This window comes from Pseudomonas sp. B16120, assembly GCF_044218845.1.
Taxonomy (GTDB): domain Bacteria; phylum Pseudomonadota; class Gammaproteobacteria; order Pseudomonadales; family Pseudomonadaceae; genus Aquipseudomonas; species Aquipseudomonas paracarnis.
Genome location: NZ_CP162588.1, coordinates 235,530 through 253,135 on the forward strand (window position 1 = coordinate 235,530; position 17,606 = coordinate 253,135).

A 17,606-nucleotide genomic window follows, 5' to 3' on the forward strand; every position below is an offset into this window, starting at 1 on the left:
GTATGGGCGTGAGTATGCGATGCACCGTCCGCCAGGGCCAGCGACCCGCAGGCCAAAAAAACGGCCGCCTGAAAGGGCGGCCGATTAATCGTGTCTTAAGTGTGGTCGATCTTGATGGTCGGGTCGGCACCACTGATCAGCGAGTTGATGCTGGTGTGGGACCAGTCGTTGCCTTCCAGCTTGATCGTCACATCGGCATTGGCCAGGCCACCGGCGGCGTTGAGCTTGCCTTCACTGCTCACTTGCAGGGTCGACACGCCGTCTACCGTGGTGATCTTGAGGTAGTTGTCGATGGTACTGTCGGTTTCACCTTTCAACAAATCACGCAGATCAATGCGGTCGCCTTCCGAGGCCTTGAAGTCCTTGATCACATCGTTGCCGATGTCGCCAGACTTCCACACAAAGGTGTCGGCACCCGAGCCACCGATCAGGATGTCGTTGCCCTGGCCGCCGATCAGCGTGTCGTTGCCGGTGCCACCCAGCAGGATGTCATTGCCTTTGCCGCCATCGAGTGTGTCGTTGCCGCCTTGGCCGAACAAGATGTCGTCGCCAGCGCCGCCCAACAGCGTGTCGTTGGCATCCTTGGCGCCGGAGACGTCGAAGTCCACATAGTGTTCGGTGACGTACTGGTGAACGTTAGAGGCGGTCACCGCAGAGACAGCCACGCCGGTTTTCTGCGCGACAAAGGCCTGCAGTGCGTTGTAACCCTCGCCATTGATCCCGCTGAAACTCACCAGGTCGCCGAACAGGATGTCGTTGCCGTCGCCACCGCTGACGGTGTCCGCGCCCGGCAACGTCGCCTCGGTGTGGCCGAGGATAGCGTTGGCGAGGTCCTTCGGATCGATGTTGGCCTGTGGCTTGCCATCGCTGTCGTACGGTGCCAGCTGATTCAAGCTGACCCCACTATTGAGGCCGATGGCTTCTACGCCACCTGTGGACAGACCTTTAAGCAGTGCGAACGCGCTGTTGGAGTTGAGGGTGGTGGAGTAGTCGGTATCGTATCCGAGGCCGCCTTGCACCGATATTTCATAGGTGCCATCCCCTTGGGCGTGGATGATTCCCTTGTTGTATCCCCAGCCGTAAGACCAGAGGGTCACCTTGCCGGCAGAGTTGATATCAAGGTAGTTATTCGAATCGATGTTGATCCGGGTGGCGGTACCTATGGTGTAGTTGTTCATGGTGACGACATCATCGAGCCTGACGTTGCCGTACAAGTACGGGTTGGTCTGCTCGGACGCTTGGTAAAACGTCGGCTGACCATCGGTGATGAAGTACGTTGTATTAATAGCGCCAGTGTTGCCAGTCGCCTGGGCACTTTTGAAGAAGTTGGACGCGGCCTTGAACACGTCTTCGTAGTTGGTCCCGCCGGTAGACACCATGGAGTCCAGGACTTTCTGCAGCGAGTCCAATGCACCTGGGTCTTTCAGGTTGACTGTCACCGTGCGATTGACCTGGTCGCTGAAATCCGCCAGGAAGATATTCACAGTGCCGGAGGTGCTGGCGCCGATACTGTTTTTCAGCGAGTTGAACGTGGTAGTCAGCGAGGTTTTTGCCGCTGCTATCGAGCCCGCACCCATACTGCCCGATGTATCGATCATGAACGCGATGTTGTAGTTCTTGCCCTGCACCACGTTCAGGCCGGCGATGTCGGCCACGACGATGTCGTTGCCATCGCTGCCATTGATGGTGTCGCTGCCCGAGGTGCCGGTGACCGAATTGTAGGTCGCCGGATGCACCGTGACTGGCAATTGCGCGGTGGTGGTCGCTGAACCGCCGATGCTCTCGGTGGAAGTCGAGGTGACTGTCAGGTTGAACTGGCCGCTGTAGTAGGTCGGCGGCTTGATGCTCAGCGTGTTCAGGTCCCAGCCTGTGACATTCACTTCGCCCACGGTTTTACCCGCAGTAAAGGTGTGCCCCGACGCGTCAGTGAGCACCGAGCCTGCCGGAATGCCGCTGATCTTCACGCTCAGGGTTTCGGAGCCGTCGGTATCGGTCAGCGCGGTGGTGACCTTGGACAGTTTGACCGTGCCGTTTTCCTGGCCTTCGTTGAGCTTGTAGCCCACGTAGTAGCCGTCACCGTTGCTGCCATGCAGGTCGGATACGGTGACGCCGGCGTTGGTCAGGTCGGTAAGGCCGGTGTACAACGGCACGGTGCTGGTGCTCAGGTTCTGCACCGCCCCGCCGTTGATCGACAGGTTAACGTCGAAGCTGCCTGGGCCCGCCTGGTTGGCCTGGTAGATCTCAAGGCTGTAGTAACCGGTGGTGGTTGGCGTGAACGAGCCGCTGAACTTGCCGCTGTTGGTGCCCCACAAACCGCTGGCAACATCTTTACCGCCAACGTTGACCACCACGCTGTCATCGGCGATACCGCTGAAGGTGTAGCTCTTGCCCGCTTCCATGTAGATCAGGCCGGAGATCTTGGAACCAGAACCGGCGGTGACGTTGTCGACGGACTCGACGTTGGTCACCACGGAGGTGTTGTTGGGGGTGCCCGCGTTGTCGATGGCTTTTTTCAGTACGTCTGGCGCAGCGCCATTGCCGTTGTTTCCAAGGCCGGCGATGTTGTTCCAGCCCTGTTTGACCAGGCCGGTCGAGGCAACGCTGTTGTCGGCCACGCTCAGGGTCGGTGCGTCGGCCACTGGGGTGATATCGACTTTCACCGTAGCGCTGGTGCCCAGGTCCTTGCCATCGGTTGGCTGGAACTTGAACTGCGCGTAATCCGCCTGCTTGTTACCCACGCCAGTGCCGCCGTAACCGTCGGCGCCGGACTCGTTGGCATTCGGCGTAAAGCGCAGTTGGCCGCCATCGATCTGAGCCTTGGTAAAGGTCTGGCCGCTGCTCACGTTGGTCCAGGTGGTGCCGTCCGCCGCCAGGTATTGCAGCTTGCCGGCTACCGGCAGCTCGGTGATTTTCACCCCGAGGCTGGCTTGTGGCGAGTCCACATCGCTCACGCCGAAGTTGGCCCAGGTCAGGGCCAGCGCGGTGTCTTCCGTACCGGTCACGGCACCGCCAGTGGCCACTGGTGCATCGTTGACCGCTACCACGTTGACGGTGGTGGTGGCCACGTTGGAGTAGTTGCCGCCATCGGTCACCGTCACGGTGATGGTGCGGGGCGTGGTGCTCGGGTCGTGGCTGTTGTTGGTGAACGTGATGTTCTGGATACGCTGCATGTAGTCAGCCAGCGTCGCACTGCCGGACAACGTCAGGGTAATAGTGCCCGTCTGGTTGTTGGTGCTGACGCTGATGCCATTCACGCTATTGCCCAGGTTCAGGGCATCACCAGCCTGCGCGTTGGTCAGCGTGACCGTCGCGCCCGTCAGCAGTGTGCTGTCTGGGTCAGTGATCTTGATGTCCGTGTCGGCGATCGACACGCCCGGCCCGGCGGTACCCTCGGTGAATGTCGTCTTGTAATCGGCACCCGTGGCGCCGCTGGAGTTGTTGGCATCCAGGTCGAGCACCGGCGGCGCATCGTTGTCGAGGATATTGGTGGTGACGGTGCCTTTGTCGATCACCAGGTTCTCGAAGTTGCCCCCGGTGACCTTGTCGATGGTGATAACGATCTGTTCCGTAGGCTCGGTGATCTTGTCGTCGAGCGTGCGGATATCAAACGGCACGCTGCTGGAGCCTGCCGGGATCTTCACGGTATACACGCCAGTGAAGTCCGAACCGTCAGTGGCGGTGCCGCTGTATTTGAGCGTTACGGTTACGTCGGTTTGCGGCGGGTTGGTCAAGGTCAGGGTGTAGTGGGCGGTGCCACCTTCAGTGACCGAACCGTCGCCCGTAATGCTGATTTTGGTATCAGTCACTACATCCGTGACCTTGGTGACCGCAGGGCTGCCATCAACAATCAGATGCTCGTACTTGTCGCCACCGCTGACCACGCCGGTGATCTTGGCGCTGACATCATTGGCGCCGACATAGGCATCGTTCGGTGCGGTAGCCGTCGTGAAGCTGGTGGACTTGCCGCTGCCAATGGTGATGGTCGAGCCGTTATCCAGCCTTACCACCAGGTCGGAGCCCACGTTGTTCACGGCCGCGCCGTTTTTGTCGACCAGGGACGCGGTGTAGACGATCTGCCCGCCCTCGCTGACCGAGCCAGTGGCCTTGAGCACCACGGTCACATCATCGATGGTGTCGTTGATGGTGGTGGTGGCGCCCGCAGGTGTGATGGTCACACCCTCGAAATTGCCGCCGGTGGTGCCGGTGATCTTGACGGTCTGGGTGCTCTTGTCGATGAACACGTCATCGGTAGGCGCCGGGACGGTCACCGTGCCCACGGTCTCACCTTGCTTGATGGTGATGCTCGAACCGTTGTCGAGCTGCACCACCATGTCACTGCCGGCCTTGTTGCTCAAGGTGGCGGTGTAGGTGATCTGGCCGCCTTCGTTGACCGCGGTTGGGGCGGTCAGGGTGACGGTGGTCAGGTCGGTGGTGCCCGGTGTGTCGGTGACGGTGGTGTTCACCGCCGTCGTGCCCGGCACCAGGTTCTCGAAGTGCTCGCCGCCAGTCACGCCTTTGATGGCGGTGGTGACGGTTTGGTCGCCTTTGTAGACGTCGTTTGGCGCTACGGTGGTGATGGAACCGCTCGACTGATTCACACCGATGGTGATGGTCTTGCCATTGTCCAAGGTGACGGTCAGCGGATTGGTGATGTTTGTCACCGCTGCGCCGTTTTTATCCACAAGGCTGGCGGTGTAGACGATGTTGCCGCCTTCGCCGACGGTGGTGGTGGCGGTCAGAACCACATCGACTTTGTCGATGGTGTCGTTGATCGTGGTGGTGGCGCCATTGCCTGCAACTTCGAGTTTTTCGAAATTGCCGCCAGTGGTTTCGGTGATCTTGACGGTCTGGGTGCTCTTATCGATAAACACGTCATCGGTAGGTGCCGGCACAGTTACGGTGCCGACGGTTTCGCCGGCTTTGATGGTGATCGACGAGCCGTTATCCAGCTTCAGCGTGACGTCGGTGCCGGCCTTGTTGCTCAAGGTCGCGGTGTAGGTGATCTGGCCACCCTCATTCGCTTCCGTCGGAGCTGTCAGCGTTACGGTAGTGGTGTTATCGGTGCCTGGTGTATCAGTAACGGTGGTGTTCACCGCGGTAGTGCCAGGGACCAGATTCTCGAAATGCTCGCCGCCGGTCACACCCTTGATAGCGGTGGTGACGGTTTGATCGCCTTTATAGACATCATCAGGAGCCAGAACCGAAACGCTACCGCTAGTCTGGTTTACGCCGATGGTGATGGTCTGGCCGTTATCCAGGGTGACGGTCAACGGGTTGGTGATGTTGGTCACCGGCGCACCGTTTTTATCCACAAGGCTGGCGGTGTAGACGATGTTGCCGCCTTCGCCAACGGTGGTAGTGGCGGTCAGGACCACATCGACTTTGTCGATGGTGTCGTTGATCGTGGTCGTTGCGCCATTGCCTGCAACTTCCAGTTTTTCGAAGTTGCCGCCGGAAGCGTCGGTGATCTGGACGGTCTGGGTGCTCTTATCGATGAACACGTCATCGGTAGGTGCCGGCACAGTTACGGTGCCGACGGTTTCGCCGGCTTTGATGGTGATCGACGAGCCGTTATCCAGCTTCAGCGTGACGTCGGTGCCGGCCTTGTTGCTCAAGGTCGCGGTGTAGGTGATCTGGCCACCCTCATTCGCTTCCGTCGGAGCTGTCAGCGTTACGGTAGTGGTGTTATCGGTGCCCGGTGTGTCCGTAACGATGGTGTTCACCGCGGTAGTGCCCGGCACCAGGTTCTCGAAATGCTCGCCGCCGGTTACGCCTTTGATGGCGGTGGTGACAGTTTGGTCGCCTTTGTACACATCGTCTGGCGCGATAGTGGTGATAGAACCACTCGACTGATTCACACCGATGGTGATGGTCTTGCCGTTATCGAGGGTGACGGTCAGCGGATTGGTGATGTTGGTCACCGGTGCGCCGTTCTTATCCACAAGGCTGGCGGTGTAGACGATATTGCCGCCTTCGCCGACGGTGGTAGTGGCGGTCAGGACCACATCGACTTTGTCGATGGTGTCGTTGATCGTGGTGGTGGCGCCGTTGCCTGCAACTTCCAGTTTTTCGAAGTTACCGCCAGTGGTCTCGGTGATCTGAACGGTCTGGCTGCTCTTATCGATAAACACGTCATCGGTCGGGGCGGGCACGGTCACAGTGCCAACAGTGTCGCCAGCCTTGATGGTGATCGAAGAACCGTTGTCGAGTTTCAGCGTTACGTCAGTGCCCGCTTTGTTGGAAAGCGTGGCGGTGTACGTGATCTGCCCACCTTCGTTTGCCTCGGCCGGAGCGGTCAGCGTCACAGTAGTGGTGTTGTCGGTACCCGGTGTGTCCGTAACGATGGTGTTCACCGCGGTAGTGCCCGGCACCAGGTTCTCGAAATGCTCGCCGCCGGTTACGCCTTTGATGGCGGTGGTGACAGTTTGGTCGCCCTTGTACACGTCATCAGGAGCAAGAACCGAAACGCTACCGCTCGACTGATTCACACCAATGGTGATGGTCTCGCCATTGTCCAAGGTTACGGTCAGCGGGTTGGTGATGTTAGTCACCGGTGCGCCGTTTTTATCCACAAGGCTGGCGGTGTAGACGATGTTGCCGCCTTCGCCAACGGTGGTAGTGGCGGTCAGGACCACATCGACTTTGTCGATGGTGTCGTTGATCGTGGTCGTTGCGCCATTGCCTGCAACTTCCAGTTTTTCGAAGTTGCCGCCAGTAGTCTCAGTGATCTTGACGGTCTGGGTGCTCTTGTCGATGAACACGTCATCGGTAGGCGCGGGCACGGTTACGGTGCCAACAGTTTCGCCAGCCTTGATGGTAATCGACGAGCCGTTGTCCAACTTCAGCGTGACGTCAGTGCCAGCTTTGTTGGACAGCGTGGCGGTGTACGTAATCTGCCCACCCTCGTCTGCTTCGGCCGGAGCCGTCAGCGTCACGGTGGTGGTGTTGTCGGTACCAGGGGTATCGGTGACAGTGGTGTTCACTGCCGTAGTGCCAGGCACCAGGTTCTCGAAATGCTCGCCGCCGGTCACGCCTTTGATGGCGGTGGTGACGGTCTGGTCGCCCTTGTACACATCGTCTGGCGCGATGGTGGTGATGGAGCCGCTCGACTGATTCACACCGATGGTGATGGTCTTGCCGTTATCCAAAGTCACGGTCAGCGGGTTGGTGATGTTAGTCACCGGCGCGCCGTTTTTGTCCACAAGGCTGGCGGTGTAGACGATATTGCCGCCTTCGTCGACGGTAGTGGTAGCAGTTAGAACTACATCCACCTTGTCGATGGTGTCGTTGATCGTGGTAGTTGCGCCGCTGCCTGCAACTTCCAGTTTTTCGAAGTTGCCGCCGGAAGCGTCGGTGATCTTGACGGTCTGAGTACTCTTATCGATGAACACGTCATCGGTAGGCGCAGGCACGGTCACAGTGCCAACCGTGTCGCCAGCCTTGATGGTGATCGAAGAGCCGTTATCCAACTTCAGCGTGACGTCAGTACCGGCCTTATTGCTCAAGGTCGCGGTATAGGTGATCTGGCCACCCTCATTCGTTTCGGTCGGAGCTGTCAGCGTTACGGTAGTGGTGTTATCGGTGCCTGGTGTATCAGTAACGGTGGTGTTCACCGCGGTAGTGCCAGGGACCAGATTCTCGAAATGCTCGCCGCCGGTCACACCCTTGATAGCGGTGGTGACGGTTTGATCGCCTTTATAGACATCATCAGGAGCCAGAACCGAAACGCTACCGCTAGTCTGGTTTACGCCGATGGTGATGGTCTGGCCGTTATCCAGGGTGACGGTCAACGGGTTGGTGATGTTGGTCACCGGCGCACCGTTTTTATCCACAAGGCTGGCGGTGTAGACGATGTTGCCGCCTTCGCCAACGGTGGTAGTGGCGGTCAGGACCACATCGACTTTGTCGATGGTGTCGTTGATCGTGGTCGTTGCGCCATTGCCTGCAACTTCCAGTTTTTCGAAGTTGCCGCCAGCGGTTTCGGTGATCTGGACGGTCTGGGTGCTCTTATCGATGAACACGTCATCGGTAGGTGCCGGCACGGTTACGGTGCCAACAGTTTCGCCAGCCTTGATGGTAATCGACGAGCCGTTGTCCAACTTCAGCGTGACGTCAGTGCCAGCTTTGTTGGACAGCGTGGCGGTGTACGTAATCTGCCCACCCTCGTCTGCTTCGGCCGGAGCCGTCAGCGTCACGGTGGTGGTGTTGTCGGTACCGGGGGTATCGGTGACAGTGGTGTTCACTGCCGTAGTGCCAGGCACCAGGTTCTCGAAATGCTCGCCGCCGGTCACACCCTTGATAGCGGTGGTGACGGTTTGATCGCCTTTATAGACATCATCAGGAGCCAGAACCGAAACGCTACCGCTAGTCTGGTTTACGCCGATGGTGATGGTCTGGCCGTTATCCAGGGTGACGGTCAACGGGTTGGTGATGTTGGTCACCGGCGCACCGTTTTTATCCACAAGGCTGGCGGTGTAGACGATGTTGCCGCCTTCGCCAACGGTGGTAGTGGCGGTCAGGACCACATCGACTTTGTCGATGGTGTCGTTGATCGTGGTCGTTGCGCCATTGCCTGCAACTTCCAGTTTTTCGAAGTTGCCGCCAGCGGTTTCGGTGATCTGGACGGTCTGGGTGCTCTTATCGATGAACACGTCATCGGTAGGTGCCGGCACAGTTACGGTGCCGACGGTTTCGCCGGCTTTGATGGTGATCGACGAGCCGTTATCCAGCTTCAGCGTGACGTCGGTGCCGGCCTTGTTGCTCAAGGTCGCGGTGTAGGTGATCTGGCCACCCTCATTCGCTTCCGTCGGAGCTGTCAGCGTTACGGTAGTGGTGTTATCGGTGCCTGGTGTATCAGTAACGGTGGTGTTCACCGCGGTAGTGCCAGGGACCAGATTCTCGAAATGCTCGCCGCCGGTCACACCCTTGATAGCGGTGGTGACGGTTTGATCGCCTTTATAGACATCATCAGGAGCCAGAACCGAAACGCTACCGCTAGTCTGGTTTACGCCGATGGTGATGGTCTGGCCGTTATCCAGGGTGACGGTCAACGGGTTGGTGATGTTGGTCACCGGCGCACCGTTTTTATCCACAAGGCTGGCGGTGTAGACGATGTTGCCGCCTTCGCCAACGGTGGTAGTGGCGGTCAGGACCACATCGACTTTGTCGATGGTGTCGTTGATCGTGGTCGTTGCGCCATTGCCTGCAACTTCCAGTTTTTCGAAGTTGCCGCCGGAAGCGTCGGTGATCTGGACGGTCTGGGTGCTCTTATCGATGAACACGTCATCGGTAGGTGCCGGCACAGTTACGGTGCCGACGGTTTCGCCGGCTTTGATGGTGATCGACGAGCCGTTATCCAGCTTCAGCGTGACGTCGGTGCCGGCCTTGTTGCTCAAGGTCGCGGTGTAGGTGATCTGGCCACCCTCATTCGCTTCCGTCGGAGCTGTCAGCGTTACGGTAGTGGTGTTATCGGTGCCCGGTGTGTCCGTAACGATGGTGTTCACCGCGGTAGTGCCCGGCACCAGGTTCTCGAAATGCTCGCCGCCGGTTACGCCTTTGATGGCGGTGGTGACAGTTTGGTCGCCCTTGTACACGTCATCAGGAGCAAGAACCGAAACGCTACCGCTAGTCTGGTTTACGCCAATGGTGATGGTCTGGCCGTTATCCAAGGTGACGGTCAACGGGTTGGTGATGTTAGTCACCGGCGCACCGTTTTTATCCACAAGGCTAGCGGTGTAGACGATGTTGCCGCCTTCACCAACGGTGGTGGTGGCCGTCAGGACCACATCGACCTTGTCGATGGTGTCGTTGATCGTGGTGGTTGCGCCGTTGCCTGCTACTTCGAGTTTTTCGAAGTTGCCGCCGGAAGCGTCGGTGATCTTGACGGTCTGAGTGCTCTTATCGATGAACACGTCATCGCTAGGAGCGGGCACGGTCACAGTGCCAACCGTGTCGCCAGCCTTGATGGTAATCGACGAGCCGTTGTCCAACTTCAGCGTGACGTCAGTGCCCGCTTTATTGGAAAGCGTGGCGGTGTACGTAATCTGTCCACCCTCATTCGCTTCGGCCGGAGCGGTCAAGGTCACGGTAGTGGTGTTGTCGGTACCGGGTGTATCGGTAACGGTCGTGTTAACCGGGGTAGTACCTGGAACCAGATTTTCAAAATGCTCGCCGCCGGTCACGCCTTTGATGGCGGTAGTGACGGTCTGGTCGCCTTTGTACACATCGTCTGGCGCTACGGTGGTAATGGAACCGCTCGATTGGTTTACGCCGATGGTGATGGTCTTGCCGTTATCGAGGGTGACGGTCAGCGGATTGGTGATGTTAGTCACTGGTACGCCGTTCTTATCCACAAGGCTGGCGGTGTAAACGATATTGCCGCCTTCGCCAACGGTGGTAGTGGCGGTCAGGACCACATCAACTTTGTCGATCGTGTCGTTGATCGTGGTGGTCGCACCGTTGCCCGCAACTTCGAGTTTTTCGAAATTGCCGCCAGTGGTTTCGGTGATCTTGACGGTCTGAGTGCTCTTATCGATAAACACGTCATCGGTAGGGGCAGGCACGGTTACGGTGCCAACAGTGTCGCCAGCCTTGATCGTGATCGACGAGCCGTTATCCAGCTTCAAGGTGACGTCAGTACCGGCCTTGTTGCTCAAGGTCGCGGTGTACGTAATCTGACCACCTTCGCTCGCCTCGGTTGGAGCCGTCAGCGTCACGGTAGTGGTGTTATCGGTACCCGGTGTATCAGTCACAGTTGTGGTGACGTTATCGGTACCTGGGACCAGATTTTCAAAGTGTTCGCCGCCGGTTACGCCTTTGATAGCAGTAGTGACGGTCTGGTCGCCCTTATACACATCATCAGGAGCCAGAACCGAAACGCTACCGCTAGCCTGGTTTACGCCAATGGTGATGGTCTGGCCGTTATCCAAAGTCACGATCAGCGGATTGGTGATGTTAGTCACCGGCGCGCCGTTTTTATCCACAAGGCTGGCGGTGTAGACGATGTTGCCGCCTTCGCCAACGGTGGTGGTCGCGGTCAGGACTACATCGACCTTGTCGATAGTGTCGTTGATCGTGGTGGTTGCGCCATTACCAGCGACTTCCAGTTTTTCGAAGTTGCCACCAGTGGTCTCGGTGATCTGAACGGTCTGCGTGCTCTTGTCGATGAACACGTCATCAGTAGGGGCGGGCACGGTCACAGTACCGACGGTCTCGCCAGCTTTGATAGTGATCGACGAGCCGTTATCCAGCTTCAAGGTGACGTCAGTACCGGCCTTGTTGCTCAAGGTCGCGGTGTAGGTGATCTGGCCACCTTCGTTAACGGCACTTGGCGCTGTCAGCGTAACGGTGGTGGTGTTATCGGTACCCGGTGTGTCCGTAACGGTGGTGTTCACCGCGGTAGTACCAGGCACCAGGTTCTCGAAATGCTCGCCGCCGGTCACTCCTTTGATGGCGGTAGTGACAGTTTGATCGCCCTTGTAAACATCATCCGGCGCGATGGTGGTGATAGAGCCACTCGACTGATTCACACCGATGGTGATGGTCTTGCCGTTGTCCAAAGTCACGGTCAACGGATTGGTGATGTTGGTCACCGGCGCGCCGTTCTTATCCACAAGGCTGGCGGTGTAAACGATGTTGCCGCCTTCGCCAACGGTGTTGGTGGCGGTCAGAACCACATCGACTTTGTCGATGGTGTCGTTGATGGTGGTGGTTGCGCCGCTGCCTGCAACTTCCAGTTTTTCGAAGTTGCCGCCAGCGGTTTCGGTGATCTGGACGGTCTGGGTGCTCTTATCGATGAACACATCATCGGTAGGTGCAGGCACAGTTACGGTGCCGACGGTTTCGCCGGCTTTGATGGTGATCGACGAGCCGTTATCCAGCTTCAGCGTTACATCAGTGCCCGCTTTGTTGGAAAGCGTGGCGGTGTACGTGATCTGCCCACCTTCGTTTGCCTCGGCCGGAGCGGTCAGCGTCACCGTAGTGGTGTTGTCAGTGCCTGGTGTATCCGTAACGGTGGTATTAACCGGGGTAGTACCTGGAACCAGATTTTCAAAGTGCTCGCCGCCGGTCACGCCTTTGATGGCGGTAGTGACGGTCTGGTCGCCTTTGTACACATCATCAGGAGCAAGAACCGAAACGCTACCGCTAGTCTGGTTTACACCGATGGTGATGGTCTGGCCATTATCCAAGGTGACGGTCAACGGATTGGTGATGTTAGTCACCGCTGCGCCGTTCTTATCCACAAGGCTGGCGGTGTAAACGATGTTGCCGCCTTCGCCGACGGTGGTAGTGGCGGTCAGGACCACATCGACCTTGTCGATGGTGTCGTTGATCGTGGTGGTGGCGCCGTTGCCTGCCACTTCCAGTTTTTCGAAGTTACCACCAGTGGTCTCGGTGATCTGAACGGTCTGCGTGCTCTTGTCGATGAACACGTCATCAGTAGGGGCGGGCAGGGTCACAGTACCGACGGTCTCGCCAGCTTTGATGGTGATCGAAGAGCCGTTATCCAGCTTCAAGGTGACGTCAGTACCGGCCTTGTTGCTCAAGGTCGCGGTGTAGGTGATCTGGCCGCCTTCGTTAACGGCACTTGGCGCAGTCAGCGTAACCGTGGTGGTGTTATCGGTGCCTGGGGTATCCGTAACGGTGGTGTTCACCGCCGTAGTACCCGGCACCAGATTTTCAAAGTGCTCGCCGCCGGTCACGCCTTTGATGGCGGTAGTGACGGTCTGGTCGCCTTTGTAGACATCGTCTGGCGCGATGGTGGTGATAGAACCGCTCGACTGGTTTACGCCAATAGTGATGGTCTGGCCGTTATCCAAGGTGACGGTCAACGGGTTGGTGATGTTGGTCACCGGTGCGCCGTTCTTATCCACAAGGCTGGCGGTGTAGACGATGTTGCCGCCTTCGCCAACGGTGGTGGTCGCGGTCAGGACTACATCGACCTTGTCGATGGTGTCGTTGATCGTCGTGGTTGCACCATTACCTGCAACTTCGAGTTTTTCGAAGTTGCCGCCGATGGTTTCGGTGATCTGGACGGTCTGGGTGCTCTTGTCGATGAACACGTCATCGGTAGGCGCAGGCACGGTTACGGTGCCAACAGTTTCTCCAGCCTTGATGGTGATCGAAGAGCCGTTATCCAGCTTCAAGGTGACGTCGGTACCGGCCTTATTGCTCAAGGTCGCGGTGTAGGTGATCTGACCACCTTCGCTCGCTTCGGTCGGAGCGGTCAGTGTCACCGTAGTGGTGTTATCGGTGCCTGGTGTATCCGTAACGGTGGTATTAACCGGGGTAGTACCAGGAACCAAGTTCTCGAAATGCTCGCCGCCGGTCACACCCTTGATAGCAGCAGTGACGGTCTGATCGCCTTTATAAATATCGTCTGGCGCCACGGTAGTAACGGTGCCGCTGGATTGGTTAACACCGATGGTAATGGTCTGACCGTTATCCAAAGTGACGGTCAACGGGTTGGTGATGTTAGTCACCGGCGCGCCGTTCTTATCCACAAGGCTAGCGGTGTAGACGATATTGCCGCCTTCACCAACGGTAGGAGTTGCCGTCAGCACCACATCAACTTTGTCGAGGGTGTCGTTGATCGTGGTGGTTGCGCCATTGCCTGCAACTTCCAATTTCTCGAAGTTGCCGCCAGAGGTCTCAGTGATCTGGACGGTCTGCGTGCTTTTGTCGATGAACACATCATCGCTAGGCGCAGGGACAGTTACGGTGCCAACGGTCTCGCCAGCCTTGATGGTGATCGACGAACCGTTATCCAACTTCAGCGTGACATCTGTGCCAGCTTTGTTGGAAAGCGTGGCGGTATACGTAACCTGCCCACCTTCGTTCGCCTCGGTTGGCGCTGTCAGCGTCACAGTGGTGGTGTCGATCGAATCGGTAATGGTGGTAATCGCTGGCGTGGTGCTCGGCACCAGGCTCTCGAAATTGCCGCCAGTCGTACTCGTAATCGTCGTACTGACGGTGCTGCCGTTGACGTAGACGTCATTAGCCGGCGTATCAACGACAACGCTGCCTGTCGATTCGCCGGCCTTGATGGTGATCACCGAGCCATTGCTCAAAGTGACGTTCACCGGCGTTTGCGCCGGGTTGGTCAGCGTGGCGGTATAGGTGATCTGGCCGCCTTCAGTCACGGTCGAACCTGCGGTCAGGGTGACCGTGGTGGCATCGATCGAATCGGTAATGGTCGTGACCGCAGGCGTGGTATTCGGTACCAGATTCTCGAAGTTACCGCCCGTTGCGCCCGTGATCGTGGTGCTGACGGTCGAGCCATTGTTGTAGACGTCGTTAGCTGGCGTATCAACCACAACGCTACCCGTCGACTCACCAGCCTTGATGGTGATCACCGAGCCATTGCTCAAGGTGACGTTCACCGGGGTCTGCGCCGGGTTGGTCAAGGTGGCGGTGTAGGTGATCTGGCCGCCTTCGGTCACGGTCGAACCTGCGGTCAGAGTGACCGTGGTGGTGTCGATCGAATCGGTAATGGTGGTGACCGCAGGCGTGGTATTCGGTACCAGATTCTCGAAGTTACCGCCCGTTGCGCCCGTGATCGTGGTGCTGATCGTCGAACCGTTGTTGTAGACATCGTTAGCTGGCGTATCAACCACAACGCTACCCGTCGACTCACCAGCCTTGATGGTGATCACCGAGCCATTGCTCAAGGTGACGTTCACCGGGGTCTGCGCCGGGTTGGTCAAGGTGGCGGTGTAGGTGATCTGGCCGCCTTCGGTCACGGTCGAACCTGCGGTCAGAGTGACCGTGGTGGTGTCGATCGAATCGGTAATGGTGGTGACCGCAGGCGTGGTATTCGGTACCAGATTCTCGAAGTTACCGCCCGTTGCGCCCGTGATCGTGGTGCTGATCGTCGAACCGTTGTTGTAGACATCGTTAGCCGGCGTATCAACGACAACAGTGCCTGTCGACTCACCAGCCTTGATGGTGATCACCGAGCCATTGCTCAAGGTGACGTTCACCGGGGTCTGCGCTGGATTGGTCAGGGTGGCGGTGTAGGTGATCTGGCCGCCTTCGGTCACGGTCGAACCAGCGGTCAGGGTGACCGTGGTGGTGTCGATGGTGTCGGTGATCTGCGTCACGGCCGGGTTAGGGTCGATGGTCAATACCAGGTTGCCGCCGCCGGTGGTACCGGTAACGCCGACGCTGATCTGGCCCGGGTCGATGTACGGGCTGTCATTGGGGGCCAAGGGCACATTGACGGTGCCGGTCAACTGGCCCGACGGGATGGTAATCACCGCGCCATTGGTCAAGGTGACGGTCAGGTCACTGGTGGATGGCCGGGTCACGGTAGCGGTGTAGGTCAGCACGCCGCCCGCTTCGGTGATGGTCGGCGTCGCGCTCAGGGTCAGGGTCGAAGGCTGCAGCACTTGGTTACCCGAGTCTGCCGAGCCTGGTGCTCCGCTCAGGGCGTTGAGTGCCGAAGTGCCTTGGCCGATGGGTGCGGTGGGGAAGCCGATGGTCGGGTCTACACGGCCGGCGGTCGCGTCCAGCACCACGAAGCTGTGGCCGCCCCCGGCAGCACCATTACCGGCAGCGTTTGCGCCGGCGGCAGTGGCTTCCAGCTCGGTGGTCGGGTCGGCGCCGGCGGCGATGGCTTGTTGCAGCTCGGCCACCGAGGGCGCGGCTTGCTCGCTGGCCGCTGCCAGGTCGGCGGTGGAGTCCGGCATATCGGCGCTCCACTGGGTGTCCCGGCCCAGGTCCAGGATGCGACCGTCGGCCAGTTCCAGGCTCACGGCGCCCGACAGACCGGTGTCGATCTGGTCGCCGGCAAACAGACGATCACCTTCTACAAGGACGCGACGGGCACCTTCCGGAGAAATTACGAAAACTTGACCAACAATGCTTTTGACGGTGGCAACAACACTGCTCATTAAAAATTTTCTCCGGCGATCCGTTTCGACAAATCCATTTCGCAGCGCGCTATTAGCGCTGCCAATCTGGGGGCGTAGTCTATAAATGCATTGACGTCAAATATTTGGCTGGATTTTTTAGCTATCTAGTTTGTGCCAAACTATTGACCTTATGGTCGCCATCCTAAACAATCGCCCTAGTAATGTCACATTGATATTTATGCGGCGAACCGTCCTACATGTGTGAAGCAGTTCCGCTTTTCGAACTTTCCGACGTACGGTCATTACGGTAGCCATTATCCGACGCAGCGGTGCTAATCGCTGTGATTTAAGACAAGAAGTCTTGGGGAAATTTTAAATGCGTCTGCACCTGTTCAAGGCAATACCGTTCGCTCTCGCCGCCAGTTTCGTACAAGCCCAGACACTGCCCCAAGCCATGCAACAGGCATTGGATGTACACCCGGAAATCCAGGCGGGTGTTAACAGCCGCATCGCCGCCGATTACCAATTGCGCGCCGCACAAGGTGGCTACCTGCCGCGTGTCGATCTGAACGCCGGATACGGCCGCCAAGGAACCGACAACGCCACAACCCGCGCCAACAACCCTGGCGGCAATCACTGGGACACGCTCAATCGCGGCGAATCCAGCCTGCGCCTGCAGCAAATGATTTTTGACGGTTTTGCTACCTCCAGCGAAGTCGGGCGTCAACAAGCCAACGTTAATTCCCGCGCTTACTCCTTGCTGGGGACTTCCGAGCGCACTGCGCTGACCGTTGCCCAGGTTTACCTGGAAGTATTGACCCGCCGTGAGTTCGTACGCCTGGCCGAAGACAACCTGCGCAACCACGAGCGCATCTACGACCAGATCAAGTTGCGCACCGAGCGCGGCGTCGGCAACGGTGCCGACCAGGACCAGGCTGAAGCCCGCCTGGCCCAGGCCCGTAACAACTTGATCACCGAGCAGACCAACCTGGCCGATGCGCAGGTCAACTACCTCAGCGCCGTCGGCCAGATGCCCGACGAACTCGAGCGTCCGGCCCCGTTCATGGCCATGCTGCCGGCAGACCTGAATGAAGCCCGTCGCCAGATGCTCGACAACAGCCCGGTACTGCGTTCGGCCGAGTCGGATATCTCTGCCGCCGAGAAGCAGTACGACGCCGCCAAATCCACCTTCTACCCACGCTTTGACGCTGAGCTGGGCACCAACGCCGACAACAACGTCTCCGGTGACCCCAACCACAGCAATGGCTGGGAAGCCATGGTGCGCATGCGCTTCAACCTGTTCGCCGGTGGCAGCAACAAGGCCGACCTGCAATCGAAGTCCTACCAGGCCAACCAGGCGTTGGACATTCGCAACAACGCCTTGCGCCAACTCAATGAAGAGCTAGGCTTGGCTTGGAACGCCCTGAACAACGCCAACGCGCAATTGCCGGTTGCCCAGCAGTACGTGGATCACAGCACTCGCGTACGTACGTCCTACCAGCAACAGTTCAGCCTTGGTCAACGTACCCTGTTGGATTTGCTCGACAGCGAAAATGAATTGTTCACCGCTTCCCGCCGCCTGGAAGAAATCAAGAACATTCAGTTATTTACTCAGTACCGAATCAAGGCGACCATGGGCGAATTGCTCAAGAGCCAGGGAGTGGTTGCACCAATGGCCTCCGTCGTGCAGAACGACGTGAAACCTAAAGTCCAACTGCCTGGGATGAATTGAGCCACCCCAATAGCCCCATC

2 protein-coding genes are annotated in these 17,606 nt (G+C 58.4%); one reads left to right on the plus strand and one right to left on the minus strand.

The features are described from left to right. Positions 1 to 95 precede the first annotated feature (95 nt). Positions 96 to 15,893 (minus strand): LapA family giant adhesin, encoded by a 15,798-nt coding sequence (locus AB4P90_RS01575; RefSeq protein WP_395605591.1) that lies wholly within the window; start codon positions 15,891 to 15,893, stop codon positions 96 to 98. A gap of 337 nt (positions 15,894 to 16,230) precedes the next feature. Here AB4P90_RS01575 and AB4P90_RS01580 point away from each other — a divergent pair, with 337 nt between their 5' ends. Then, the gene (locus tag AB4P90_RS01580; RefSeq protein WP_014716368.1) at positions 16,231 to 17,586 is read left to right on the plus strand and encodes a TolC family outer membrane protein; all 1,356 of its coding nucleotides are present in this window, start codon (positions 16,231 to 16,233) and stop codon (positions 17,584 to 17,586) included. The last annotated feature ends 20 nt before the right edge of the window (positions 17,587 to 17,606 follow it).

Coding starts and splice junctions, on each gene's coding strand:
- AB4P90_RS01580 (WP_014716368.1), top strand. CDS start 16,231: ATGCGTCTGCACCTGTTCAAGGCAATACCGTTCGCTCTCGCCGCCAGT.
- AB4P90_RS01575 (WP_395605591.1), bottom strand. CDS start 15,893: ATGAGCAGTGTTGTTGCCACCGTCAAAAGCATTGTTGGTCAAGTTTTC.